This window comes from Phenylobacterium sp., assembly GCF_030651185.1.
GTDB lineage: Bacteria > Pseudomonadota > Alphaproteobacteria > Caulobacterales > Caulobacteraceae > Phenylobacterium.
Genome location: NZ_JAUSCJ010000032.1, coordinates 136115 through 159416 on the forward strand (window position 1 = coordinate 136115; position 23302 = coordinate 159416).

25 protein-coding genes are annotated in these 23302 nt (G+C 69.7%); 11 read left to right on the forward strand and 14 right to left on the reverse strand.

What is annotated here, in order from left to right:
* The first annotated feature begins 78 nt into the window (after positions 1-78).
* Positions 79-1053 carry a hypothetical protein gene (locus tag Q7J39_RS16410; protein ID WP_304827533.1) on the forward strand — a complete coding sequence of 325 codons (975 nt, stop codon included), beginning with the start codon at positions 79-81 and terminating at the stop codon, positions 1051-1053.
* 16 nt (positions 1054-1069) lie between these two features.
* Here Q7J39_RS16410 and Q7J39_RS16415 read toward each other — a convergent pair whose 3' ends face one another.
* The 6 genes from Q7J39_RS16415 to Q7J39_RS16440 all read right to left on the reverse strand — a co-directional run bounded on the left by Q7J39_RS16415 (position 1070) and on the right by Q7J39_RS16440 (position 8694).
* Positions 1070-2329, reverse strand: coding sequence for a DUF2272 domain-containing protein (locus tag Q7J39_RS16415; RefSeq protein ID WP_304827536.1), 1260 nt, complete (start codon positions 2327-2329; stop codon positions 1070-1072).
* A complete protein-coding gene (locus Q7J39_RS16420; protein ID WP_304827540.1) occupies positions 2326-3558 on the reverse strand; it encodes a hypothetical protein in 1233 nt (410 codons plus the stop codon). Before Q7J39_RS16420 ends, Q7J39_RS16415 begins: the two co-directional genes overlap by 4 nt.
* Before the next feature lie 53 nt (positions 3559-3611).
* The gene (locus tag Q7J39_RS16425) at positions 3612-4718 is read right to left on the reverse strand and encodes an aromatic ring-hydroxylating dioxygenase subunit alpha (protein WP_304827543.1); all 1107 of its coding nucleotides are present in this window, start codon (positions 4716-4718) and stop codon (positions 3612-3614) included.
* A gap of 17 nt (positions 4719-4735) precedes the next feature.
* The gene (locus Q7J39_RS16430; RefSeq protein ID WP_304827546.1) at positions 4736-6337 is read right to left on the reverse strand and encodes an alpha-amylase family glycosyl hydrolase; all 1602 of its coding nucleotides are present in this window, start codon (positions 6335-6337) and stop codon (positions 4736-4738) included.
* A gap of 1 nt (position 6338) precedes the next feature.
* A complete protein-coding gene (locus Q7J39_RS16435) occupies positions 6339-6950 on the reverse strand; it encodes an ATP-dependent Clp protease proteolytic subunit (RefSeq protein ID WP_304827549.1) in 612 nt (203 codons plus the stop codon).
* Positions 6951-7227: 277 nt separating this feature from the next.
* Entirely contained in the window at positions 7228-8694 is a 1467-nt protein-coding gene (locus Q7J39_RS16440) for a M20 family peptidase (protein ID WP_370690090.1), read from the reverse strand.
* Positions 8695-8803: 109 nt separating this feature from the next.
* Between Q7J39_RS16440 and Q7J39_RS16445 the strand changes: the two genes are divergently transcribed.
* On the forward strand, positions 8804-9556 hold the full coding sequence (locus tag Q7J39_RS16445; protein ID WP_304827554.1) for an extensin family protein: 753 nt from the start codon (positions 8804-8806) through the stop codon (positions 9554-9556).
* 242 nt (positions 9557-9798) lie between these two features.
* On the opposite strand, the gene Q7J39_RS16450 is transcribed toward Q7J39_RS16445, so the two are convergent.
* Positions 9799-10884 carry a 3-deoxy-7-phosphoheptulonate synthase gene (locus Q7J39_RS16450; RefSeq protein ID WP_304827557.1) on the reverse strand — a complete coding sequence of 362 codons (1086 nt, stop codon included), beginning with the start codon at positions 10882-10884 and terminating at the stop codon, positions 9799-9801.
* Between the two features lie 210 nt (positions 10885-11094).
* Between Q7J39_RS16450 and Q7J39_RS16455 the strand changes: the two genes are divergently transcribed.
* Positions 11095-11997, forward strand: coding sequence for an aminoglycoside phosphotransferase family protein (locus Q7J39_RS16455; RefSeq protein ID WP_304827560.1), 903 nt, complete (start codon positions 11095-11097; stop codon positions 11995-11997).
* A gap of 1 nt (position 11998) precedes the next feature.
* Here Q7J39_RS16455 and Q7J39_RS16460 read toward each other — a convergent pair whose 3' ends face one another.
* Entirely contained in the window at positions 11999-12610 is a 612-nt protein-coding gene (locus Q7J39_RS16460; protein ID WP_304827563.1) for a pyridoxamine 5'-phosphate oxidase family protein, read from the reverse strand.
* A 93-nt stretch (positions 12611-12703) separates the two neighbouring features.
* Between Q7J39_RS16460 and Q7J39_RS16465 the strand changes: the two genes are divergently transcribed.
* Together Q7J39_RS16465 and Q7J39_RS16470 are read left to right on the forward strand one after the other, a co-directional pair.
* A complete protein-coding gene (locus tag Q7J39_RS16465) occupies positions 12704-13582 on the forward strand; it encodes a LysR substrate-binding domain-containing protein (RefSeq protein WP_304827566.1) in 879 nt (292 codons plus the stop codon).
* Between the two features lie 79 nt (positions 13583-13661).
* Positions 13662-14231 (forward strand): biliverdin-producing heme oxygenase, encoded by a 570-nt coding sequence (locus Q7J39_RS16470; RefSeq protein WP_304827569.1) that lies wholly within the window; start codon positions 13662-13664, stop codon positions 14229-14231.
* Between the two features lie 22 nt (positions 14232-14253).
* Here Q7J39_RS16470 and Q7J39_RS16475 read toward each other — a convergent pair whose 3' ends face one another.
* The 4 genes from Q7J39_RS16475 to Q7J39_RS16490 form a co-directional block, all read right to left on the reverse strand.
* The gene (locus tag Q7J39_RS16475; protein WP_304827572.1) at positions 14254-15219 is read right to left on the reverse strand and encodes an alpha/beta fold hydrolase; all 966 of its coding nucleotides are present in this window, start codon (positions 15217-15219) and stop codon (positions 14254-14256) included.
* Between the two features lie 122 nt (positions 15220-15341).
* Positions 15342-15671: a UrcA family protein gene (locus tag Q7J39_RS16480; protein ID WP_304827575.1), complete on the reverse strand. Its 330-nt coding sequence runs from the start codon at positions 15669-15671 to the stop codon at positions 15342-15344.
* Between the two features lie 268 nt (positions 15672-15939).
* Positions 15940-16269: a UrcA family protein gene (locus tag Q7J39_RS16485; protein WP_304827578.1), complete on the reverse strand. Its 330-nt coding sequence runs from the start codon at positions 16267-16269 to the stop codon at positions 15940-15942.
* 328 nt (positions 16270-16597) lie between these two features.
* Positions 16598-17266: an MnmC family methyltransferase gene (locus tag Q7J39_RS16490; protein WP_304827581.1), complete on the reverse strand. Its 669-nt coding sequence runs from the start codon at positions 17264-17266 to the stop codon at positions 16598-16600.
* 79 nt (positions 17267-17345) lie between these two features.
* Here Q7J39_RS16490 and Q7J39_RS16495 point away from each other — a divergent pair, with 79 nt between their 5' ends.
* Together Q7J39_RS16495 and Q7J39_RS16500 are read left to right on the forward strand one after the other, a co-directional pair.
* The gene (locus Q7J39_RS16495; protein ID WP_304827584.1) at positions 17346-17666 is read left to right on the forward strand and encodes a hypothetical protein; all 321 of its coding nucleotides are present in this window, start codon (positions 17346-17348) and stop codon (positions 17664-17666) included.
* Complete coding sequence (locus Q7J39_RS16500) at positions 17666-18082, forward strand: GNAT family N-acetyltransferase (protein WP_304827587.1); 417 nt, start codon at positions 17666-17668, stop codon at positions 18080-18082. Before Q7J39_RS16495 ends, Q7J39_RS16500 begins: the two co-directional genes overlap by 1 nt.
* A gap of 158 nt (positions 18083-18240) precedes the next feature.
* On the opposite strand, the gene Q7J39_RS16505 is transcribed toward Q7J39_RS16500, so the two are convergent.
* Positions 18241-18621, reverse strand: coding sequence for a VOC family protein (locus Q7J39_RS16505; protein ID WP_304827590.1), 381 nt, complete (start codon positions 18619-18621; stop codon positions 18241-18243).
* A 276-nt stretch (positions 18622-18897) separates the two neighbouring features.
* Between Q7J39_RS16505 and Q7J39_RS16510 the strand changes: the two genes are divergently transcribed.
* A complete protein-coding gene (locus tag Q7J39_RS16510; RefSeq protein WP_304827593.1) occupies positions 18898-20082 on the forward strand; it encodes an alpha/beta fold hydrolase in 1185 nt (394 codons plus the stop codon).
* A 14-nt stretch (positions 20083-20096) separates the two neighbouring features.
* On the opposite strand, the gene Q7J39_RS16515 is transcribed toward Q7J39_RS16510, so the two are convergent.
* A complete protein-coding gene (locus Q7J39_RS16515) occupies positions 20097-20468 on the reverse strand; it encodes a nuclear transport factor 2 family protein (protein ID WP_304827596.1) in 372 nt (123 codons plus the stop codon).
* 220 nt (positions 20469-20688) lie between these two features.
* Here Q7J39_RS16515 and Q7J39_RS16520 point away from each other — a divergent pair, with 220 nt between their 5' ends.
* The 3 genes from Q7J39_RS16520 to Q7J39_RS16530 all read left to right on the forward strand — a co-directional run bounded on the left by Q7J39_RS16520 (position 20689) and on the right by Q7J39_RS16530 (position 23294).
* Complete coding sequence (locus Q7J39_RS16520; RefSeq protein ID WP_304827600.1) at positions 20689-21453, forward strand: SDR family oxidoreductase; 765 nt, start codon at positions 20689-20691, stop codon at positions 21451-21453.
* A gap of 154 nt (positions 21454-21607) precedes the next feature.
* Positions 21608-22048, forward strand: coding sequence for a GNAT family N-acetyltransferase (locus tag Q7J39_RS16525; protein WP_304827603.1), 441 nt, complete (start codon positions 21608-21610; stop codon positions 22046-22048).
* A gap of 157 nt (positions 22049-22205) precedes the next feature.
* Positions 22206-23294: a sensor histidine kinase gene (locus Q7J39_RS16530; RefSeq protein ID WP_304827606.1), complete on the forward strand. Its 1089-nt coding sequence runs from the start codon at positions 22206-22208 to the stop codon at positions 23292-23294.
* Positions 23295-23302 lie beyond the last annotated feature (8 nt).

Here is a 23302-nt window from a genome sequence, read left to right on the forward strand (position 1 = left end):
ATTACCCAGAATGGGTGTGACGAAGAGTCTCGGAGCAACAGAATGTCAGGGCAAGCGGCTAAGACCGTGATCGCGACGATGAACCGGATCGACCGGGCGACGAAGCGCACCCTGCGTGATCGGGAGCGCAAGGAACGCCCGGCCGCCCGCGCCAAGAAGCCCGACACCACGGCGGCCAATGCGGCCAGGTACGACAAGCTGGTGGAGAACCTCACCCGCGCCCACTGCATCAAGTATGCCCGCAAGGACTGGAACACCATCGCCTCCCTGGGTCTGGTGGAGCCCGCGCCGCGAACCCACACCAAGGAACAGATCGCCCGCAAGAAGCTGGCCCGCTATGAGCCGGGCCTGATCGACGCCCTGTTTGGTCTCGGAGCCGATCGACGGCGCGCCCTGGCCGAGGCGGTGCTCGCCGCCGCCAAGGAGGACGCCGACCTCTACAATCGCGGCAAGCGCGCCGCCGAGGCGCACAATCTCGACGTCAACCTGGCCTCCAGTGTTCTGGCCAAGGACCTGGGGGCCATCGAGCAGACCCTGCGCATCAACCTCGACATGGACGCCATCACCCCGGCGCTTGAGGGATTCGCCATCGCCATGCCCGCGTCGGGGCGGATCATCGTCTATCTCGACGCCCTGGAACTGGACGCCATTCCCGACGAGGCGATCATCGCCGTCGATAATGAGCGGGCCGGCTATGCGGCGCTGCCCTATGCCAACATCCAGGAGATGCACATCTCCAATGTCTGCGCCATCTCGCTGCGCATCGGGACCGAGGTGCTGTCGGTGGTGGGCGGCGAGGCGGTCGAGGTGGTGACCCGCTGCCATCTGCCGGACCGCAACGGCGAGTACGAGCAGCATCCGGTGCTCTACATGCGCTTGCCCCACGCGGCGCTGTCACGCATGGACCTGACCCGGCTGGAGCCGGTCTCCTGCGTCACCGCCCTGGGCGGCCGCCTGGACTGGGACGCCAGCCGCGGCTTTGCGCCCATCCGCATCGACGACCTGCGGCTCACCGACCCCACCCCCGAGGCCGCGCCCCGTCAGGTGGCGTAGTCCACCGGCCCTCGGGCTAGTTGTGCGCCGGCGACGGCGCTGACTCATCCACCTCTTCGGCCGGCTCAGCCGGCGCCGCGACGGGCGGTGGCTCCGGCGTGGGCGTGGCTATGGGCGTCGGCTCGGGGGGCGGTTCCGGAGCCGGCGGCGGGCTGGGCTCAGGCTCCGGGGCCGGCGGAGGTGGCGGTGGCGGAGGGTCCGGCGCGGGGACGGGCGGCGGCTCCGGTGTCGGCGCGGGCGCGGGTTTCGGCGTTGGAGGAACGGGGGGCTCGGGCGTCGGTGGCGGGCTCGGCCGAATCGGCGCGGGCGGTGGTGCGGGAGCCGGCTGCGCCACCGTCGGATCGGGCTTCAGCACCAGGACCGCGATCCAGGCGATGGGCCGCCCGGTGGTGATGGGACCGCCGGCCAGGGCGCGCTCGGTCTTGGTTACGGTGTCGCCGACATTGCCGCCGATGGTGTGGATCACGTGCTTGGGCGCGCGCGCCACCTGGCTGACGACGTCGCAGTGGCTCTCGTAGGAATAGGCGCCCCGACTGGCCGAGGCCCGCTCGACCCCGGCCAGAACCTGGGTGAAGGAGCGCACCGGGCTGGCGTTGCGCGAATAGCAGACGACATCGCCGACCCGCGGCTCGATCCAGCTCGGGTCGCAGGGCAGATAGGCGTAGGCGCTGCGATTGAAGCCGTAGCCGTCGACCGCGCCCTGGATGTAGCCCGCATGGGCCGCGGCGGGACGGAACTGGTCGCTGGTCAGGCCCGCCCGCTTCATCACCGAGGAGACGAACACCGCCGACCAGGGCAGGCTGGAGGTGCTGGAGCGCTTGATCGCCCCGGCGATGGCGCGCGCAGGCGGCGTGCCGGCCCCGAACTTGGCCGTCGCCGCCTCGATATTGGCCTTGCTGTTGGCCTTCAGGATCTGCGGGGCGCCGCCCTTGATGACCACCTCATACGGGAAGGTCAGCATGTTGTCGTAGCCGGTGAAGGCCCAGAACTGCCAGACGGCGTCCCAGGACAGCGACCCGGCCAGGGCGCCGTCCCCCTGTTTCTCGATCACCGCGTCCGCGGCGGTCTCCTTGACACGGCCATAGCCGAACTTGGCCCACTGGTCGGTGGCCACCCGGGCGATCTCGGCCCCGATCGGCGGCGGCGGCCGGGCGGCGGCCGAGGTGCAGGCGGCCTTCAGCTCGGCCCGGTCGATTACGTAGCCCGCCGCGCGGGCCGGGGGCGCGGCGGCGACCACGCAGGTGGCCAGGGCGCCGGCCAGCAGCAGGGATTTCATGGCTGGCCTCCCGGGCAGCCGGGCAGGAAGACCACGTCGCACGGGGGTGCATAGGGCTCCTCGGTCAGGCCCACGTCGCTGGCCTTCAGCCGGCTGTTCTTGATCCAGGAGGTGCGCTCGGTGTCATCCAGGCCTTCCTGGCCAAGCGCGTCGACGAAATAGACCGCGTCCCGTCCGAGCTGGTAGCTGCGCGCGCCGGGCGAGGAAAAGGGCGTGACATTGGCGATCAGCCGCCGCGCCTGCCAGTTGGCCATGCGTCCCGTTCGGACCGTGGCCGACAGGTCGGCGATCTGGGTCTCGCTCAGGGGCGGATAGTCCAGCGACCGGTCGAGGAAATAGGCGAAGTCCATCTTGGTGGGCGTCAGCCCCGCCCGCGCATAGAGGTCGTAGTGGCGGGCGATCCGGCGGCCTAGGTAGCCGTTCGGCCCCAGGAAATAACCGTCATAGCCCGCGCGGATCTCTGGGCGCCCCGCCAGCTTGGCGAAGATGATCCGGAAATTCTCGCGGCGCTCGGAATCGTCGAACACCGGCTTGAGGATCACCGCCGCGCCCGCGCACCAGTCTGGCCTGGACTGGTCCACCAGCTGGTCCAGCAGCGGGCCTTCCTCGGCGAAGGCCTCGCGGACCATGGGGCCGGTGACCGAGCTGGCGGTCAGGACCTTCAGCACCCGCTGGAAGGTGCAGCCATGGCCGGCGGTGGACTTGTAGGGCCCCCAGCTGAAGATGGAGGCTGGATCGGCGCTGGTGAACCCCGACCCCCGGTCCCAGTCCCACAGGGTGCGGTCATAGTCCGGCGTCAGGGGCGCGGCGCCAAAGGCGATCACCTTGGCGCGGTCCAGGGGCGAGGGCAGGGGCTGGCCCATGATCTTCAGCCAGAGTTTCTCGTCCGCCGCACCCACCGGAGTCGATTTCTCGAACCAGCGCTTGCGGCACGTCCGCAGAGCCGCCAGCGCGTCGGCAGAGGCCTTATCCAGCCGGTTGGGGGACATCTGCAGGGGGGCGGCGATCGCCGGGTCGACCTTCTTGCACTTCTCTAGTTCGCTCGCCACGGCGGTCGAAAGCGGGCTGATAAACCCCCAATTGGAGTCTGTCAGCCGCCAGGTCCGCGCCTGGGCGCTGAGGTTCACATAGGTGGGCGCGCGGACCAGAACGCCGGCGGCGGCCGGCGCGGCGCAGGCCAGCCAGGCGGCCAACCCGATGATCAGATGTGCGGAGCGGCGCCAGGGCATAGCTCTTCCCCCTAAGGTAGAGCGTCGCGCGCGAACGCCGTTAGGTCAACGGTTCAGCTTCGCCATTTCAGGACGGTGGCCTCCACCGGATTGCGGAACGGACGGCCTTCCTTGCGGCTGGCGGTCCATTCGCGCTTCAGCTGCTGGTACCACTTGGCCTGGCGGTCGGCGTCGTCGATCCATAGCAGGGAGGGGTCGTAGCGCAGGCCCTCGTTCTGCAGGTTCACCATGTCGCCGTCCTGGCGCAGGAAGATCCGCGCGCCCCAGGCCACGAAGGGTTTGAGGAAGAAGAAGGCCGGGTGATCGGACCAGACGATCTGGGTGATCTTGGTCTGGGTCTCGTTGACCGGCGTCAGGCAGGTCAGCGACAACACCTGGCGCTTGCCCACCGTCACATGCTCCCAGCGCAGGCCGGGGATGGCGAAGGTGATCTCGGTCAGGGGCTCCCCACCCAGGATCGCGTAGGCGCGGCTGTTCTTCGACGGCTCGTGGCGGACCATGGCGAATCCCTGCTCGCGGGGCTCGAATTTCTTGGCCTTGTCGTGCTGGCTCTTGGCCGAACGCCACCACCACTGCTGGTGCACATAGGGTCCGTGGGCCGGATCCATCAGGCCCACCACCGCGTGGTCGATATGGGCGTCGAACACCATGCGGTCGACAAGCTTGGGCGGCCCGCCGACCACGCCCTCGAACACCGGAGGCGGTTCGCTGGGCTCGCCGTCGAAGCGCGGATCGGAACTGACCCAGACGAAGACCAGGCCCTGGCTCTCGGCGGCCGGATAGTGGCGCACCCGGATGCGGGAGGTGTCCATCGCCTGCTCGGCCACCAGGGACGGGATCGCCGTACAGGCCCCGTCGCCGCCGAACCGCCAGCCATGATAGGGGCAGGCCACCACCTCGCGGCCGTCGGGCTCGGTGGTCAGGGTCCCGGCCGACAGCGGCGCGGCGCGGTGCGGACAGATGTCGCGCATCGCATGCACCGCACCCTTGCGGTCGCGATAGAGGAGCACCGGTTCGCCCAGCAACTCGTAGCGCTGCAGCTTGCCCGGCTTCAGGTCGCTGGAGAGCGCCGCGAAGTACCAGATGTCGCCCAGGAACCCGCGCCCGAACTTGGCGTCGGCGAGGGGGGATTTCGCGGTCTTGGTGTCGCCGTCGGCCATGGGGTCCTTGTAGCGGTTCAGGGCCGCCGGATGAAGGCCACGCCGTAGGGAGCCAACTCGACCCGTCCGCGCGCCGCCTTGGCCTGGATCAAACCGGGCAGGGAAACGGGCTCCCCGGTCAGGCCCGGCTGCTCGAAGACGGCGGGCTCGGCGCCCATGTTGAACAGGCATAGCACCTGCTCGCCCCCCTGCATCCGCGTGAAGGCCAGCACCTGGCCCGCCGCCGGCGCTATCTCGATCTCGCCCCGCGTCAGGGCGGGCGAGCTCTTGCGCAGGGCGATGAGGGCCTTGGAGAAGGCGAGGATAGAGTTGGGGTCCGCCGCCTGGGCGGCCACCGTCAGGTCCCGGTGCTCCGGCGCGCTGGGCAGCCAGGGCTTGGCGCTGGAGAAGCCGAGGTTCTCGCCCGGGGCCCAGGGCATGGGCGTGCGCGAGCCGTCGCGGCCCTTGGAGATCGGCCAGTAGAGGTCGCCCACCGGATCGCGGATCTCCGTGCGCGTGAGACTCTGGGCCTCGGGCAGGCCCAGCTCCTCGCCCTGATACAGCAGCGTGGTGCCCTTCAATGACAGCAGGAGCGCCAGCATCAGCCGCGCGATCGCCTCGCCGCCGCCGAACCGGGTGGCGGTGCGCATGATGTCGTGATTGCAGAAGGAGATGCAGGGCCAGTGGCCGGGATGCCGCGCCAGGGTCTCGAAATGTTCGCGGAAGATCGCGGGGTTCAGCTTGCGGGCGTGCAGCAGCACGAAGGTGTAGGCCGAGTGCAGCCCCTCTTCCGGCGTGCAATAGGCGCCGCAGCGTTCCTCCTCCTCGGAGAACTCCCCGAACACGAAGCGGTCGCCGTGGCCGTCCACCCGGTTGCGGATCTCGTCCAGCAGCGGGATGTTTTCCGGCAGGTTCGAGTCGTTCAGATGGACCTGCATCTCACTGGCGTGGGCCCAGTGGTGGCGGGTCCGCTCCGGCGCGGGCACGGCGGGATTATCGGTCAGGGTGTCGTCGTGCAGGAAGGTGCCGGCCACATCCAGGCGGAAGCCGTCGATCCCCTTGGCCAGCCAGAAGTCCAGCACGCGGATGGCGGCCTCCTTGGCGTCGGGATGGCGCCAGTTCAGCTTGGGCTGCTGCCTGAGGAACTTGTGGTGATAGTGCTGCCGACGCGCGGGCTGGTAGGCCCAGGCCGGGCCGCCGAACACCGAAAGCCAGTTGTTGGGCGCCGTCCCGTCGTCGGCCGGATCGGCCCAGACGTACCAGCCGGCCTTTTCCCCCTCGGGGCCGCCGTCGCGGCTCTCGGCGAACCAGGCGTGCTCGTCGGAGGTGTGGGAGAGCACCTCGTCCAGCATCACCTTCAGGCCGCGCGCATGGGCGGCGTCCACCAGGGCTTCCAGGTCGGCCATGGCGCCGTAGTCGGGATGGACGCCCTCGAAATCGGAGACGTCATAGCCCCAGTCGCGGTTGGGCGAGGGGTGGACCGGGGACAGCCAGATGGCGTCGACGCCCAGGTCCTTGATGTAGTCCAGCTTGGCCGCGACGCCCGCGAGGTCCCCGTGGCCGTCGCCGTCGCTATCGAAGAAGCTCCGGACATAGATGTGGTAGACGACCGCGCCCTTCCACCAGGGCGCGGCCGACACCTTAAGCCTCGTCCGCGCGGCTGATTATGCGGGAGACGATGCCGTATTCCTTGGCCTTCTCCGCGCCCATCCAGAAGTTCCGGATTGTGTCCTTGACCACCTTCTCATAGGTCTGGCCGGTCTCGCGCGCGATCATGCGGTTGACCCGCTCACGCATCTTCACGATCTCCTCGGCCTCGATCTCGATGTCCGAGGCCTGGCCGCGCACGCCGCCCGAGGGCTGGTGCAGCAGGAAGCGGGTGTTGGGCAGGCAGAGCCGGTTTTCCTTCGGCGCGCCCAGATAGATATGGGCGCCGGCGCTGGCGACCCAGCCGGTGCCGATCATCTTCACCTTGGGACCGCAGAAAGTGATCATGTCGTGGATGGTGTCGCCGCTCTCGACGTGGCCGCCGGGGGAATTGACGATCACCCGGATGTCGGCGTCGCTGTCGTTGGACAGGGCCAGCAGCTGGGCGGTGACCCGCTCGGCCAGCCGCATGTCGATCTCGCCGAAGATCAGGACCGTGCGGGACTTGTAGAGCCCGTTCTGCACCGGGCCCGCCGTCATCGGCATGTCGGGCTTGCGGGCGCCGTCTTCGCCCTCTTCGTCTTCGTCCAACCGCCAATTGCGCATTAAGTCGTCTCCAGGTCTCGAGTTGGACGGAACGTGCGTTGCGCCGCAACGGATCGCAAGGTCTGCAGGGTTAACCGACGGGGTTTTTGTTGGGGTTTTCGGGATTTGGGGCCCGATGCCACACCCTTTCAATCGTCATCCTCGGGCTTGTCCCGAGGATCCATAAACACCGCGCCTGCGGAATAGCGCGAACGGCGCCGCTACGGGCCCCCTCGACCACGGAGATCATGGATCCTCGGGACAAGCCCGAGGATGACGGTCTGAGACCGGGATTTGCCTACCGCGCCGCCGTGGCGATCAGCCGGGCGTAGAACTGCACACACTGCTCCAGGTTCGCCAGGGACAGGTGCTCGTTGGTGCCGTGGATCATGGTGGTGTCGGCCAGCGAGAAGGTCATCGGCTGGAAGCGGTAGACGTCCTTGGCCACCGGAGCGAGGTAGCGGCTGTCGGTGCCGGCCGTCACCAGGCCCGGCGCGACCGGCGCCTTGGCCAGGTCCCCGGCGACGGCGGCGATGGTCTTCCAGCCCAGCGAGCTGGTCGACGACACCGGTGACGGCTCATCGGGGCTCTTCACCCAGGTCAGGTCGACGGCGAGATCCCCCACCGCCGCCTTGGCCCTGGCCATCACGTCCTTCGAGGTGTCGCCGGGGGCGATGCGATAGTTGATCCAGGCCGTGGCGTCCTGCGGCAGGACGTTTTCCTTGGGGCTGCCCTTCAGCATGGTGGGCGCGATGGTGGTGTGCAGCAGGGCCGCGCCCGACGGGGTCGCGGCGACCTGGGAGACGATCAGCGAACTGAACAGCCAGCTGTTGGCCACCGCCATCTTGATCGGCGCCGGGCCATCGGGGGCCAGGCTTACGAGCATGGCCGCGCCAGGGCCGGAGAACTTCATCGGGAACGGGTGCTCAGCGATGGCGGCTACCGCCTTGGCCAGGGTCACCACCCCGCCGCCGTCCTTGGGCGGGGCCGACGAGTGGCCGCCGGCCGCGCGGGCCGTGACCTTCAGGGTCGCATAGCCCTTCTCGGCCAGGCCGATCAGCGCCACCGGCCCGCCGGTGATGGGGTTGTCGGAGATCACCGCCTGGCCCTCGTCCAGCACGAACTCGGCGCGGATGCCCTTGGCCTTCATCCAGGCCGCCGCGGCCCGCGCGCCCTCGCCGCGCACCTCCTCGTCGTGGCTGGAGATGATCATCACCGTGCGGCGGGGCGCAAAGCCCTGGTTGGCCAGTATCTCGGCGCCCTCGAACAGGGTCACCAGCGAGCCCTTGTCGTCGATGGCCCCGCGCCCCCAGACCGCGCCCTCGGCGATCGCCCCGGAGAACGGCGGATGCTTCCAGTCGGCCTCGGTGCCCGGCGTCACCGGCACGACGTCCTGGTGGGCCATCAGCACGATGGGGGCCAGGGCGGCGTCAGACCCCTTCCAGGTGTAGATCAGGGTGTGACCGGCCACGACCTCGCGGCTCATGGCGGCGTGGGCGGCGGGATAGGTCGCGGCAAGCCAGGCGTGTAGCCGGTCCCACTCGGCGGGCTGGTCGTCGGCCCTGTCCTGGTGGCTGATGGTCTGGATCTGGATGGCCTGCGACAGATGCAGGGCGGCCAGCGCCCGGTCCACGGTCACCGCCGGCGCCAGTTTCACGCTGGAGAGATCGGCCGCCGCCGGCGCCTTGAAGGTCGCGGTCCGCACCGCGACGACGGCCACCAGCAGAACCACGGCCCCGCCCAGGCCCAGGCCGATCTTCGCCAAGCTTTTCATCATCCCGCCCCCAAGTGATGCCAGAGCCTAGGCCGTTGTCGCCACGGGAGGAAAGGGGCGTTCGCGGGCAACCATGACGAAGCTTCACCGTTAGTCCCCCATGGCCTACCGCGCGCCCCGCCATCCCCACATCGAGAAACATGCCCGCCACCAGACCATCATGGCCCGGGTCGTGGGGCTGGTGCTGATCTGGGGCATCGTCGGCATCATGGCGTTGCTGGCCGAACGCAGCATTCCGGCCCAGCACCTGCCCTGGAAGACGCTCAGCGTCATCGATCCCGTCGGCGTGGCCACCAAGGCCAAGGCCGCCCGCACCGGCGAGGACAACGCCGCCTGCCGCGCGGTGCTGACCCAGGGCGGCATCTCCTTTGCGGAGGTGCAGGAGGTCTCCGCCGACGGCATGTGCCAGGTGCGCGACGCCGTCCGGTTCACCGGCGGCATGGCTCCGCTCAGGCCCGCCGATATCTCCATGAGCTGCAAGGAGGCCCTGGCCGTCAGCATCTGGGAGCGCCAGGTCGTGCAGCCCGCCGCCTTCGAGATCCTGGGGGAAGCCGTGGTCGCCATCGACAACTACGGCTCCTATGCCTGCCGCCGCATCTACGGTCAGGCCGAGGGCCCGATCAGCGAACACGCCAGCGCCAACGCCCTGGATGTGGCCGGCTTCCGCCTGGCCAATGGCGAGACCATCAGTGTACTGAAGGACTGGAACGATCCGGGTCCGAAGGGCCGCTTCCTGCACCGCGTCCGCGACGACGCCTGCCGCGTCTTCATCACCGTGCTGTCCCCCGACTACAACGCCGCCCACGCCAACCACCTGCACCTGGACATGGGCGGCGGGGCGCTGTGCCGGTGAGGTCCGGCTTCGGAACAAACGGGCATTAACACAAAATTCACCATGGTTAACAGACGGAACCGAAAGTGAACGAACCGAGTCCGAATCGGAGTCGGGGCTTTTCCTCCCCTGTCGCGAAGCGAACGGGGGAGGGGGGCCGCGCCGCAGGCGTGGTGGAGGGGGCGAGACCGGGCGTCGAGCTTGAGGCCGCCCCCTCCACCGGCTGCGCCGGTCCCCCTCCCCCATAAATGGGGGAGGAAAAATCAGGCCATTGTCGTCTCGCGCGGACCCGCCGCCGTCACCCGCCGGCGCGCCCGAACCCCTTCGGCCAGCCGCTCCAGCACCGCCACGGACGTATCCCAGTCGATGCAGCCGTCGGTGATGCTCTGGCCGTAGACGAGGGGGCGCCCGGCCACGAGGTCCTGGCGGCCGGCCTCGATGTGGCTTTCTACCATGACGCCGATGATCCGCCGTTCACCGGCGGCCAGTTGCCGGGCGACATCGTCCATCACCTTGGGCTGGTTGGCGGGGTCCTTGGACGAGTTGGCGTGGCTGGCGTCGATCATGATCGACGGGCGCAGGCCCGACGTCTCGATGACGGCTGCGGCCGCCGCCACGCTGGCCGCGTCATAGTTGGTGGTGGTCCCGCCGCGCAGCACGACGTGGCAGTCCTCATTGCCGGTGGTGGCGGCGATGGCCGAGCGGCCGTCCTTGCTCACCGCCAGGAAATGATGCGGCTGGCTGGCGGCCTTGCAGGCGTCCACGGCGATCTTCACGTCGCCGCCGGTGCCGTTCTTGAATCCGACGGGGCAGGATAGCCCCGAGGCCATCTCGCGGTGGATCTGGCTCTCGGTGGTCCGCGCCCCGATCGCCCCCCAGCCCACCAGGTCGGCCAGGTACTGGGGCGTGATCACGTCCAGGAACTCCACCGCCGCCGGCAGCCCCATGTCGTTGATGTCCAGCAGCAGGCCGCGGGCCAGCCGCAGGCCCTCATTGATGGCGAAGGTCCCGTCCAGATAGGGATCGTTGATCAGCCCCTTCCACCCGACCGTGGTCCGGGGCTTCTCGAAATAGACCCGCATCAGGATTTCCAGCTCGCCGCCGAACCGCTGCCGCTGCTTCAGCAGCCGGCCGGCATAGTCCATGGCCGCCTCCGGATCGTGGATCGAGCAGGGGCCGATCACCACGGCCAGCCGGTCGTCCTGGCCGTGCAGGATGGCGTGCAGGGCGTGGCGGGCGGCGGTCACCGTCACGCTGGCGGCGGGCGTGCGGGCGAACTCGGCCATCACCTGGGAGGGCGGGCTGAGCTCGGTGAGGCTGGCGATGCGAAGGTCGTCGGTGCTGGACATGGGGATCTCCGGGTCGGGGAGGTCACCGTGGCGGGCATAAAAAAACCGCCAGGGTGACTGGCGGTGGGTGGGTGCTTGTCTAGGACGCTGTCACGTCAAGCCAAGTCCTTCCTCCGCCAGGGGCGTCGGAAAGCTAAAATACCAGGTGCTGGCGGCGAGGCGGGTCATGACGGTAAAGCCGATACACCAGGACGAAATCGGAGTCATCCCTTGAGCGCCCCCGTCCGAAACGCCACTGTCGGGGTACCGCCCGCCGAGGTCGAGATCAGTGAGGCCCTGGTCCGCGCCCTGCTGGCCGCCCAGCACCCCGACCTCGCCCACCTGCCGATCACGCTCGCCGCCTCGGGCTGGGACAATGACATGTTCCGGCTGGGGGACGACCTGGCCGTGCGGATGCCGCGTCGCCTCGCCGGGCTGGCGCTGTTGCGGAACGAGCAGCGGTGGTTGCCGACCTTGCCGCGCCTGCCCCTGCCGATCCCCACGCCCCTGCGGTTGGGCGTCCCCGGCGAGGGCTATCCCTGGCCCTGGAGCGTGCTGCCCTGGATGCCCGGCGGCCCGGCCGACCTCGATCCCCTGGCCGCCCACCAGGCGCTGGTGTTGGCCGGGTTCCTCAAGGCCTTGCACCAGCCGGCGCCCGCGCAGGCGCCTCACAATCCCCACCGCGGCGTTCCCCTGGCCGAGCGGCTGGGCTACCTGACCCCCCGCATCGACCGGCTGGCGGCGGAGACCGGCTTCATCACCCCACGTGTCCGCGAGGTCTGGAACCGGGCGCTCGCCACCCCTATCGACGTCGCGCCCACCTGGCTGCACGGTGACCCGCACGCGCGCAATGTGCTGTCGCAGGATGGCCGGCTCACCGCCGTCATCGACTGGGGCGACCTGTGCGCCGGCGACCGCGCCACCGACCTCTCCAGCCTCTGGATGCTGCTGCCCGACCGCGAGGCCCGCCACGCCGCCATGGCCGCCTACCACGCCACCGACGCCACCTGGGCGCGGGCGGCCGGCTGGGCGGTGAACTACGCCGTGGTCCTCGTCGACGCCGGCCGGGTCAACGATGCGCGGCTGCTGGCGATGGGGGCGAAGACCTTCGCGATGGTGGAGGCGGGGGACTAACTCACCACAGGCTCGCCGCCGCCCGCGCCGGCCACTCGGCGTCGTAGGCCTCCCCGCCCTGGGCCCCCGAACTCGCCGCGCTCAGCATCTGACCGGCGCTCGGCAACTTCGCCGGGTCCACGTGCTTGGCCGGATTCCACAGGTCGGCGCGGATCACCGCCCGCGCGCACTGGAAGAAGACGGTGTCGATTGTGATGACGATCACGCAGCGGGGCGGCTTGCCCTCCATCCGGAAGGCCGCCAGCAGATCCTCGTCGGTCCGCAGTTCCGCCCGCCCGTTCACCCGCAGGGTCGAGCCCGAGCCGGGGATCAGGAACAGCAGGGCCACGCGCGGGTCCCGCACGATATTGCGCAGCGAGTCGGCCCGGTTGTTGCCCCGCCGGTCGGGCATCAGCAGGGTCTTGGCATCGGCGATCCGCACCACCTCGCCCGCGTCCCCGCGCGGCGAGCAGTCCAGCCCCTCGGGCCCCACCGTCGCCAGGGCGGCGAAGGGTGAGGCCTCGATCACCGCGTGGTACTCGGCGTTGAGGTGGTCCAACTCCTTCAGGGTGGAGGAAGGGCCGGGCAGGCCGTACAGGGCTTCCAAATCTTCGATCGTCGTCAGGGCGGGCATGTGTGAGCTTTCATCACCAGGCCGACACCATCTTCCAATCCACGCGGCAATAAAATTGACTAGTCCGCCACCATCGGTGAGAAATTCTCACAGATGCGCCAGCTTCCGCCCCTCTCGGCCCTGCGGGCCTTCGACGCCGCCGCCCGCCTGGGCTCGGTGACCCGCGCGGCGGAGGAACTTGGCCGCACCCACGGGGCGGTCAGCCGCCAGATCCGCAGCCTGCAGGCGCATCTGGGCGCGCCCCTGTTCGACAAGGCCGGCGCCGGACTGCGCCTGAACGCCCAGGGGCAGGCCCTCCAGGCCGTGGTCGCCGAGGCTCTCGACCGGCTGGAACAGGGCTGGCGGCGCGTGCGCGACGAGGCCCGCGGCCCCGGCGTCCATGTGGCCTGCAGCGCCACCTTCGCCACCCGCTGGCTGGCCCCGCGCCTGGCCGACTTCTACCGCGCCCACCCGCAGGTCCGCGTCCGCCTCTCCATGACCTCGGCCCGCGAGATGCGCGACGAGGGCGCCGACCTGGTGATCGCCTGGGACTGGAAGGCTTTCCCCGCCGCCGACCAGGCCCGCGCCATCCCGTTGGCCCCCGTCGCCTTCGGCCCGGTCTGCGCGCCGGGCTATCCCTTGGACGAGATCCTGGGCCGGGAGATCGCCGTCCCCTGCCGCATCGACCACGATTTCACCTCCAGCGCCTGGGACCAGTGGTCGGCGGTCACCGGCCGCGCGGTGAGCGGCGCGACCGAACTCAGCTTCCCCCACACCCATCTCTGCATCGAGGCGGCCATCGCCGGGCTTGGCGTGGCCCTGGTGGAACGGCGGCTGATCGGCGCCGAGCTGGCCGACGGGCGGCTGCGGGCGCCCGCGGGGTTTGCGACATTTCAGCAAAGCTTGGTGGCTATTCCGTCAGGGGAGCGTTACCAGTCCCCCTCTGCCCGGCTTTTCATCGATTGGCTGGGTGCGGCGCTTACCAGCGGCTGACCCTCGCCCCGGCGACGGACAGCCCTTCGGGCCCTGGCTAGTCCTAGCCCGGGGTGCGCCGAGGTCACGGAAAAACGAGATGGTCGGAACTGTCCTGGCTCGGCTGCGCGCCGCCACCGCCGATGCGCAACAGCGCCTAGAAACCCGCCTCGACATGGTGACCCAGCTGTCGGTGCCCGCCGACCGCCGCCGGCTGGTGGAGCGCTTCCACGCCTGGCATGTCGGGTGCGAGACGACCATGGCGCCGCTGCTCTCCGATATCGTCGGCCTGGGCTATGCCGGCCGCCGCCGCTCGGTGGAGCTCATCAGCGACCTGGCCGTGCTCGGGGGCCAACCCCAGACCGGCCGCCGCATCGCCGCCCCGGCCAACGCCGCCGAGGCCCTGGGCCGGCTCTATGTGCTGGAGGAAGCGACCCAGGGGGGCAAGGTCATCGCCCGCCAGCTCGCCGCCCGCAGCCTGAACATGACCGGCCTGTCCTTCCTCGACCCCTACGGCGCCGAGACCGGTGAGCGCTGGCGCAAGTTCGTGCTGATCCTCGAGCGTGAGGGCGCGGTGTCGGAAAAGGCTGCCGAGGCCATCGTGCGCGGCGCCGTGGCGGGCTTCACCCACGCTGAACGCTGGCTGTGCGAACCGGCCTCGGTGGCCTGACCCCGCGCGGTCGGGGGGCTCTCTAGAGCCCCTTCAGCCACGGAATCAGCCGCGCGTTCACCTCCTCGGGCCGTTCCTGCTGGGTCCAGTGGCCGCAGCCTTCCAGGATGTCGGCGCCGCGCAGGTCGGTCATCTCCTCGCCCATGATCGCCAGCAGGTCGCCGCGTCCCAGCATGGACAGCACCAGGTCGCGCTCGCCGCCGATGAACAGCGACGGCTGCTCGATCTTGCGGCCCTCGAATTTCGACAGGTACTCGAAGTCCCGCTGGTGGTTGCGGTAGCGGCTGACCGGCCCGAAGAACCCGGAGCCGGCGAATTCGGCGGCGTAATAGTCCAGGTCGGCGTCGCTCAGCCAGGCGGGGAAGGGATCGGGATCCACCAGCCCCTCCAGCAGGCTCTGGCCGTGGACCTTGTCGTTGGGCCAGGTCCCGTCCGGGGCGTCGCCGCTGATGGCGTAGTAGAACTTGCGGATGCTCATCCGCGGATCGGCCTCCAGTTCGGCCTCCGGCGGACCCACCTCCTGGAACCAGGCCTGGTAGAAGAATTTGCCGCGCTGCGTGAACACCTTGTCCACCAGGTCCATGAAGCTGGTCTTGGGCACGCCCGTATAGGGCACCGACAGCCCCGCCACCGCCCGCACCCGGTCAGGCCGGATCAGGGCCGAGTGCCAGACGATGGGCGCGCCCCAGTCGTGGCCCACCAGCACCGCCTTCTCGCCCGGCGTCAGGTGCTCGATGAGGGCGGCGACATCGCCCACCATGTGCTCCATGTCATAGGCGCTGATGTCGGTGGGCTTGCCCGACCCGCCATAGCCCCGCACGTCGATGGCGCAGGCGGTGAAGCCGGCGGCCGCGATCGGCCCCATCTGGTGGCGCCAGCTGTACCAGCTCTCCGGAAAGCCATGCACCAGGACCACCAGGGGCCCCTCGCCCTCCATCGCCACCCGCAGGGAGACGTCGGGCAGGTCGATATTGCGGAACTCGGGCATGGGCGGTCCTCCTGAACCGTCAGGCTAGGCCCATGCCGCCGGGGCCGCCAAACGCAAAAAAGCCCGCCGGGGAGGGCGGGCTTTTCGCGCTGTCCATCCCCGGCTGGGGAGGAAGGGATGGTTCAGCGGGCGGCGAGTTGCGAGCGGCCGTAGGCGGCCACCTGGCTGCGCTGCGACTGGGTCAGGCTGTCGATGGCCTCGGCGCGGACCGCCTCGACGCAGCCGTCGGTGTTGACCATGCGGGTCCCGACGTCCTGGCGCTGGGCGGCGCACATCTTGCCCGCGACCTTGTCCAGGCGCTGCTCGAAGGCGGCGACGCCGGCGGCGGTGGAGAGATCACCCACCTTCAGGCTCATCGGCGCGGCATGGGCCGCCGTGGTCAGGGCGAGCATGGGGATGGCGGCCAGGGCGAGCGTGGCGGCGGAAACGATCTTGGTGGTGAGCTTGGACATGGTGCGGATCCCTCTGGGTCTTCGATGTGGTGGGCGGCGACACGCCGCCGATGACTGAGGAGATAGACCCCCTGTTCACCGATGTCCCGTGAAGTTCAAGTAATGACAGAGATTTAAGATCATTACGGGAAGTACATGTTTGTTACCCGCGTCACGTTACTTAACGCGCGGTAACAATTGGGATCGGGGGGTAACCCAAACGCAAAGAAGCCCGCCGGTGAGGGCGGGCTTCCAGGCTGGGGTCTCCCGACTGGGGAGGAAGGAGATCCTAGCGGGCGGCCAGTTGCGAGACGCCGCTGGCGGCGATCTGGCGGCGCTGGCTGGCCGAGAGCTTGTCGATGGCCTCGGCGCGGACCGCCTCGCGGCAGCCGTCGGTGTTCACCATCCGGGTCCCGACGCCCGCCGTCAGGCCCTGGCAGACGTTGGCGGCGACCTTGTCGATGCGCTGTTCAAAGGCGGCGACGCCGGCGGCGGTGGAGAGGTCGCCGACGGTGACGCTCATCGGGGCGGCGTGGGCGGCGGTGGTCAGGGCCAGCATGGGAACGGCGGCCAGGGCCAGGGTGGCGAGGCCGGAAACGGTCTGGGTCAGATTGAACATGGTGGGGTCCCTCTTGAGGTCTCGAATGTGTGTGGCTGCGTTGCGCCGCCGATGACTTCGAAATACGAGGGCCGACTTCGGAAGTCTTGTGAATACCAGGTAATGACAGAGATTTAAGGGAGTTACCGAACGTACATACATGACGTCCGGGTAACAGTACTTAACGGGCTGTAATGCTTCAATTCCTCCCCCTGCGGGGGAGGGGGACCGCCGTAGGCGGTGGAAGGGGCTAGGCCCAGGCGGCTTCCACGGCCCAAACCCCCTCCGTCTCACAGGCTTCGCCCGCGATCCACCTCCCCCGACACGGCCTGCGGCCTTGGGGGAGGAACTAGACGTTCACCGCCAGCCAGATCACGTGCCGCGCGCCGCGCTTGCCGCCGCCGGCGCGGACGCCGACCACTTCCACGGCGAACCCCGCCGATTTCAGCCGCCTGGTGAACGCCTCGCTCGGCGCTGACGACCACACCGCCAGCACCCCGCCCGGCGACAGGGCCGCCCGCGCCGCCGCCAGCCCGCCGCGGCTGTAGAGCCGGTCGTTCTCCTTGCGGCTCAGCCCCTCGGGCCCATTGTCCACGTCCAGCAGGATGGCGTCATAGGCCTTGGCCCCCGCCCCGATCGCCGCGCTCACATCGCCCAGCACCACCCTGACCCTCGGGTCCTCCAGGCAGCCGGCCGACAGATGCGCCATCGGCCCGCGCGCCCAATCCACCACCTGCGGCACCAGCTCGCCCACCACCACCTTGGCCTTGGGCCCCAAGGCCGCGAGCGCCGCGCGCAGGGTGAAGCCCATGCCATAGCCGCCGATCAGCAGCCGGGCCGACGGTCCCGTCCGCGCGATCACCAGGGTCGCCAACGCCTCCTCCGACCCGCTCAGCCGGCTGTTCATCAGCTCGTTGGCCCCGGTCATGATCGAATACTCGGCGCCACGCCGCATCAGCCGCAACTCGCCGCCGCCGTCGGGGACAACAGCGGTGTCCAGGTGTTCCCAGGGGATCATGGCGTCCTTCTAGCGCAACGGGACGTAACCTCGCCAGCCGCCGCCCGAACTGATCTGATAGACGCCCAAGGAGCCCGCCATGACCCGCCTGCTGCTGACCGCGGCCGTCCTCGCCAGCCTGGCCGGCGCGGCTCACGCCCAGACCAGCCTGACCACAGCCGTCTTCGCCAGCCCCGCCCCGCGCGTTTCCATCGCCCCGGAAATCGCCCAGGCCAACGCCCTGCGCGCCGCCGGCATCGCGAAAACCTCCGTCGACCACAGCTTCTCACGCAGCGCCACGGCCTCGCTGGGCTTCCTCTGCGGCCTGCAGCCCCGCGCCGACGAGGCCATCGGCTCGGCCCACGGCTTCGACAGCCAGGGCCGCTTCCTCGGCGCCAAGCTCAGCTTCGCGTTCCGCTGATGGAGATCCGCATCCTGGGCGCGGGCGACGAGGCCCTGCTGGTCGACGCCGTGAACCTCTCCGACGAGGGCCCGATCACCGCGGCCGCCGCGACCCGCCACCTGGCCGATCCCGACCTGGTCAATGTGGTGGCCATCGAGGACGGGGTGGTGGCGGGCTTCATCTACGGCCACGTCCTGCGCCGCTTCGAGGCGACCAGCTTCTTCATCTACTCGGTGGATGTCGACGAGGCCTTCCAGCGCCGCGGCCTGGCCAAGGCCATGCTGGCCGCCCTGCGCGATCTGGGGCGCACCGGCCGCTGGGACGAGATGTTCGTCTTCACCAACGCCGGGAACGCCCCCGCCATGGCCCTCTACGCCAGCGCCGGCGGCCTCCGCCCCAACCCCGACGACGTCATGTTCGACTTCGAGGGATAGGGTTTCACCCCCCTTGACCGTCATGGCCGGGCTTGTCCCGGCCACCCATGATCTCCGTGGCCCACCAAGGACCACGGGCACGCGCCGCGCGATCTACGGATCGGCGGAGATCATGGGTCCCCGGGACAAGCCCGGGGATGACGAATGGAGGGAGGGACTTAAGCGCGCGGCATCCGGTACAGGCCGCAGATCTTGTTGCCGTCCGGATCGCGCAGATAGGCCAGGTACAGCCCCGACCCCTCGCGCTCGCCGGGCGGCTCTTCGATGGCCGTGCCGCCGTTGGCCACGCCCGCCGCGTGCCAGGCGTCGGCCTGTTCCGGCGACTCGCAAGCAAACCCGATGGTCCCGCCATTGGGCGCCGAGGCCGGCTCGCCGTCGATCGGCTTGGTCACCGAGAACACCCCGGTCTTGGTGCGATAGAACACGCGGCGCCCGCCATCGATATTGCCGGCCGGCACGCCCAGCGTCCCCAGCACGGCGTCATAGAAGGTCTTTGACCGCTCGACGTCGTTGGTGCCAATCATGATGTGCGAAAACATGGTGTCCTCCCGTTGTGTTGTTGGGGAGGGTTCTAGGACCCGCGACCCATCCGTGACAACGCCCCCTCTCCAATTCCTCCCCCACCGGGGGAGGGGGACCGCGTAGCGGTGGGGGGTTGGCGCATATCAAGGCCACCGACCCAAACCCGCTCCGTCCCGCGGGCCATCGCCCGCGATCCAAGGCTCTGCCCGATTGGCGCGATCTGCGACGTCTCTGTCATTCCGCCACGGCCCTCCGCGCCCTAGGCTGTCCCGCAAGCTCAAGGAACGACGCGAATGGAATATCTCGTGGGAGCGGGCCTCGGCCTGGCGGTCGGCGCCATGGCCACCCAGGTGGGCTTTGACCGCGGACGGGCCTTCTATCCGGTGGTCCTGATCGTGGTCGCCTCCTACTACGACCTCTTCGCCGTCATGGGCGGGTCCCTGCCGGCGCTGGGGTTCGAGACCCTGGGCCTGGCCGCCTTCCTGGCCGTGGCGGTGCTGGGCTTCCGGACCAATCTCTGGTGGATCGTCGCGGCCCTGGCCGCCCACGGGATCCTAGACCTGTTCCACGCCCGCCTGGTGGACAATCCCGGCGTCCCGTCCTGGTGGCCGGCCTTCTGCCTCACCTACGACCTCACCGCCGCCGCCTGGCTGGCCCGGCGCCTGCTGCGGACCCGCCGCGTCGAGAGCCCCGGCCACGGCATCCTCGCCGCCGCCCTGGCCGCCGGCGCCCTGTTCGGAACCGGCGCCAGCGCGGCGCCCGCCGCCGTCGTCCAGGCCGACGGCCACGCGGTCGCCTATCAGGTCCAGGGCCAGGGCCGCCCGGTCCTGGTGCTGATCTCCGGCCTGGGGGACGGCATGGCCTCGTTCCGCGAGGTGGCCCCCGACCTCGCCGCCCACGGCGCCGTCATCCTTTACGACCGCGCCGGCTACGGCGGCAGCGGCGCGCCTGCGGGACCCCGCGACGCTGAGGCGGTGGACCGCGAGCTCGACGCCCTGCTGGCCGCCTCCGGCGTGCCCAGCCCCTATGTCCTGGCGGGCCATTCCATCGGTGGTCTGTATGCGGAGTATTTCGCCGCCCGTCATCCGGACAAGGTCGCCGGCCTGATCCTGGAGGAGTCCCGCCCCGCCGGCTTCACCGCCCGCTGCCAGGCCGCCGGCCTGTCGATGTGCGTCGCCACTCCGGCCATGATGACCTTCGCCCCCCTGGGCGCCCAGGCCGAGGTCGCCGCCCTGGACGCGGCGGTGGCCCAGGTGGAGGCCCTGGCGCCGGCTGCCGGAAAGCCCGTCCTCGTGCTCTCCCGCGCGCCTGGCGCCAAGCCCATGGACCGCCTCTGGACCCAGGCCCAGTCCGACCTCGCCGCCCGCTACCCCGGCGCCCTCCACCGCACGGCGCCGGCCGGCGGCCACTATGTTCACCGCGACCAGCGCGCCTGGTTCGTGGACGAGGTCACGGCCTTCCTGGCGACCGTTCCCTAGCCGAGGCGGCGCCCTCAGGCCTTCAGGGCCGCGACATAGGTCCCCATGTCGAAATAGTCCCGCCAGACCGCGATCTTGCCGTCCCGCATCTCGAAGACCCCGCAACAGGGCAGGTCCACCGGCTTGCCCGCCACCACCGTCCGGTCGATCCGCTCGGCGATCACCACGTCCCCGCGGGAGACCAGGTTCAGCACCTCCCACTGCGTGCTGCTCCAGTCCTTGAGGAAGGCGCCGATCAATCCGGTCAGGGCCGCGCGCCCGCTCACCGGCCGGGTCGGCATGTTGTGATAGGTCCCGTCCTCGGTGAAGAACGCCACCAGCTCGGCGACGTCCAACCGCGACCAGGCGGCGATGAAATCGGTGATGATCTGTTCGTTGGGGGTCATGGGGGTCTCCGTGAGAGGGGCCCGCACTCTAGTCTTGCTTCTCCGCCCCTGCGAAGCGGGGGAACGCTGCGTGGCGCCCGCGGCCTGACCTATGCGGCCCTGGCCGCGATGGCCGACCTCTCGGAGGGCTACCCACCCCCCGTCCCCTTGACGCAGCGTCCGCCCATCCCGCAAATGCCAGCCCATAAAACCAAACATCTGTTTTAAGGGAGTTGCGCTCATGGGTGAGCTGTTTGATCTGACCGGCAAGGTCGCCGTCATCACCGGGTCCTCGCGCGGGATCGGCAAGGCCATCGCCCAGCGCATGGCCGAGCACGGCGCCAAGGTCACCATCTCCTCACGCAAGGCCGGGCCCTGCGAAGAGGTGGCCGCTGAGATCAACGCCAAGCACCCGGGCGCGGCCATCGCCGTGCCGGCCAACATCTCTTCGAAGGAGGATCTCCAGCGCCTGGTGGACGAGACCCGCAAGGCCTTCGGCAAGATCGACATCGTGGTCTGCAACGCCGCGTCCAACCCCTATTACGGGCCGATGAGCGGCATTTCCGACGATCAGTTCCGCAAGATCCTCGAGAACAACATCATCGCCAACAACTGGCTGATCAACATGACGGCCGAGGAGATGAAGGCCAACAAGGACGGGGCGATCATCATCATCTCGTCGATCGGGGGTTTGCGCGGCACCTCGGTGATCGGCGCCTACGCCATCTCCAAGGCCGCCGACATGCAGCTGGCCCGCAACCTCGCCCAGGAGCTGTCGCCCCACAACATCCGGGTCAACTGCATCGCGCCCGGCCTGGTGAAGACCGACTTCGCCAAGGCGCTCTGGGACACCCCGGCCGGGGAGGCCCGCGCCAGCTCCGGCACCCCCCTGCGCCGCCTGGGCGAGCCCGACGACATCGCCGGCGCCGCGGTGTTCCTGGCGTCCAAGGCCGGCTCCTGGATGACCGGCCAGACCGTGGTCATCGACGGCGGCTCGACCTCCTGAGGCGCCAAATTCCTCCCCCTGCGGGGGAGGGGGACCGCGTAGCGGTGGAGGGGGCTAGGGCCGTGCAACGTCAACCGCCCCAACCCCCTCCGTCTCGCGGCCGGCGCCGCGATCCACCTCCCCCGAACCGCGCTTCGCGCTGGGGGAGGAATTGGTGACCTTCACCTTCCACCCTGCGTCGCCCGCCGACCTGGAAACACTCGTCGCCCTGCGGATCGCCGCCCTGCGCGAGAGCCTGGAGCGGGTGGGCCGCTTCACGCCCGAGCGGGCCCGCGCCCGGTTCATCGAGAGCTTCCGCCCCGAACACACCCGCCTGATCCGGGTCGGTGAGGCCCTGGCCGGCTGCGTCGCCTTCGGGCCGCGCGAGCCCGGCTGGGAGATCGAGCACTTCTATCTCGATCCCGCCTTCCAGGGCGCGGGCCTGGGGGGCGCGGTGATGGCCGCCCTGCTGGCGGAGGTCGATTCGGCGGGGCGCGAGGTCCGTCTCACCGTCCTGCGCGACAGCCCCGCCAACCGCTTCTACGCGCGGTTCGGCTTCGAGGAGACAGGCCGCGAGGGCGTGGACATCTTCTATCGGCGGGTAGCGCTCACCTGACACCTTGCCGCCTCGACCGGAGGACGGGATGCAACGCATCTCCAGCCTGAGTGTTACATCCGACATAATCCGCTCGCTTTCGGGCGAAGACCTCCGCGATAATCTGTCTGGGTATGGCTCTCGCCTCGCGAGCCTCCAGTTGTTTTGAAGGGCGCTCATGGCGGCCCACACCCCGCACGTGTCCGAAGAGGCCGCACTCAGCCTCACCCTGGCGATTGTCGCGGCCTCCCCCGGCCCGCTGCTGCTGCTGGATGGCGATCTCAACATCGTCGCCGCCAGCCAGGCCTTCAGCGAGGTATTCGAGATCGATGCGGCTGCCGCGGTCGGCGGTCCCCTGTCGGCCCTTGGCGCGGGCGAATGGGACGTGCCGCGCCTCCGGTCCCTGCTGGACGCCACGGCCGCGGGCGCCGCGCTGATCGACGCCTGCGAGATGGACCTCCAGCGGCCGCGCCGCCCGCCCCATAGCGTGATCATCCACGTCCAGAGGCTGGCCTATCTCGACCTGGAGCAGATGCGCCTGCTGATGTCGGTGACCGATGTTACCGCGGTCCGCGCCGACCAGAAGCTGAAGGACGACGCCCTGGCGGAGAACCGGGTCCTGCTGGCCGAGGTCCGCCACAGGGTGGCCAACAGCCTGCAGATCATCGCCAGCGTCCTGCTGCAGAACGCCCGCAAGACCACGTCCGAGGAGACCCGCGGCCATATGAAGGACGCCCAAAATCGCGTCATGTCGGTGGCCGCCCTGGAGCGCCTGCTCAGCGAATCCACCGAACGAGAGGTCCAGCTCCAGACCTATTTCATCAGCCTGTGCGACAGCATCGCCGCCTCCATGATCGCCGACGCCGAGCAGATCTCGCTCATCGTCACCGGCGAGGGCGGCCTGGTGGCGGCGGGCGCCTCGGTCAGCCTGGGCCTGATCGTCACCGAGCTGGTGATCAACGCCCTCAAGCACGCCTTCCCGGAGGGCCGCGCCGGCAGGATCGTCGTGGATTGCCAGGTGCGCGGTCCCAACTGGACCCTGTCGGTCACCGACGACGGGGTCGGCATGCCCGCCGAGCCCAGCGCGCTGCGCACGGGCCTCGGGACCAGCATCGTCCAGCCCCTGGCCCGGCAGCTCGAGGCGGTCGTGGAGATCGCGCCCGCCCACCCCGGGACCCGCGTCGCCATCACCCACACCCAGATCGCCCTGGTCGATGACGGCGAGGCTGAAGCGCCCGCCGTCGGCCAGACCGCCGCGAGCCTGTGAAAGCGCCC

Bases quoted from the DNA above. Each gene is read 5' to 3' on its own strand.
- Q7J39_RS16520 (WP_304827600.1), top strand. From the start codon at position 20,689: ATGGGTGAGCTGTTTGATCTGACCGGCAAGGTCGCCGTCATCACCGGG.
- Q7J39_RS16465 (WP_304827566.1), top strand. From the start codon at position 12,704: ATGCGCCAGCTTCCGCCCCTCTCGGCCCTGCGGGCCTTCGACGCCGCC.
- Q7J39_RS16425 (WP_304827543.1), bottom strand. From the start codon at position 4,718: ATGGCCGACGGCGACACCAAGACCGCGAAATCCCCCCTCGCCGACGCC.
- Q7J39_RS16480 (WP_304827575.1), bottom strand. From the start codon at position 15,671: ATGTCCAAGCTCACCACCAAGATCGTTTCCGCCGCCACGCTCGCCCTG.
- Q7J39_RS16435 (WP_304827549.1), bottom strand. From the start codon at position 6,950: ATGCGCAATTGGCGGTTGGACGAAGACGAAGAGGGCGAAGACGGCGCC.
- Q7J39_RS16450 (WP_304827557.1), bottom strand. From the start codon at position 10,884: ATGTCCAGCACCGACGACCTTCGCATCGCCAGCCTCACCGAGCTCAGC.
- Q7J39_RS16415 (WP_304827536.1), bottom strand. From the start codon at position 2,329: ATGAAATCCCTGCTGCTGGCCGGCGCCCTGGCCACCTGCGTGGTCGCC.
- Q7J39_RS16445 (WP_304827554.1), top strand. From the start codon at position 8,804: ATGGCCTACCGCGCGCCCCGCCATCCCCACATCGAGAAACATGCCCGC.
- Q7J39_RS16505 (WP_304827590.1), bottom strand. From the start codon at position 18,621: ATGTTTTCGCACATCATGATTGGCACCAACGACGTCGAGCGGTCAAAG.
- Q7J39_RS16410 (WP_304827533.1), top strand. From the start codon at position 79: ATGAACCGGATCGACCGGGCGACGAAGCGCACCCTGCGTGATCGGGAG.
- Q7J39_RS16460 (WP_304827563.1), bottom strand. From the start codon at position 12,610: ATGCCCGCCCTGACGACGATCGAAGATTTGGAAGCCCTGTACGGCCTG.
- Q7J39_RS16475 (WP_304827572.1), bottom strand. From the start codon at position 15,219: ATGCCCGAGTTCCGCAATATCGACCTGCCCGACGTCTCCCTGCGGGTG.
- Q7J39_RS16490 (WP_304827581.1), bottom strand. From the start codon at position 17,266: ATGATCCCCTGGGAACACCTGGACACCGCTGTTGTCCCCGACGGCGGC.
- Q7J39_RS16420 (WP_304827540.1), bottom strand. From the start codon at position 3,558: ATGCCCTGGCGCCGCTCCGCACATCTGATCATCGGGTTGGCCGCCTGG.
- Q7J39_RS16500 (WP_304827587.1), top strand. From the start codon at position 17,666: ATGGAGATCCGCATCCTGGGCGCGGGCGACGAGGCCCTGCTGGTCGAC.
- Q7J39_RS16510 (WP_304827593.1), top strand. From the start codon at position 18,898: ATGGAATATCTCGTGGGAGCGGGCCTCGGCCTGGCGGTCGGCGCCATG.
- Q7J39_RS16485 (WP_304827578.1), bottom strand. From the start codon at position 16,269: ATGTTCAATCTGACCCAGACCGTTTCCGGCCTCGCCACCCTGGCCCTG.
- Q7J39_RS16470 (WP_304827569.1), top strand. From the start codon at position 13,662: ATGGTCGGAACTGTCCTGGCTCGGCTGCGCGCCGCCACCGCCGATGCG.
- Q7J39_RS16495 (WP_304827584.1), top strand. From the start codon at position 17,346: ATGACCCGCCTGCTGCTGACCGCGGCCGTCCTCGCCAGCCTGGCCGGC.
- Q7J39_RS16515 (WP_304827596.1), bottom strand. From the start codon at position 20,468: ATGACCCCCAACGAACAGATCATCACCGATTTCATCGCCGCCTGGTCG.
- Q7J39_RS16530 (WP_304827606.1), top strand. From the start codon at position 22,206: ATGGCGGCCCACACCCCGCACGTGTCCGAAGAGGCCGCACTCAGCCTC.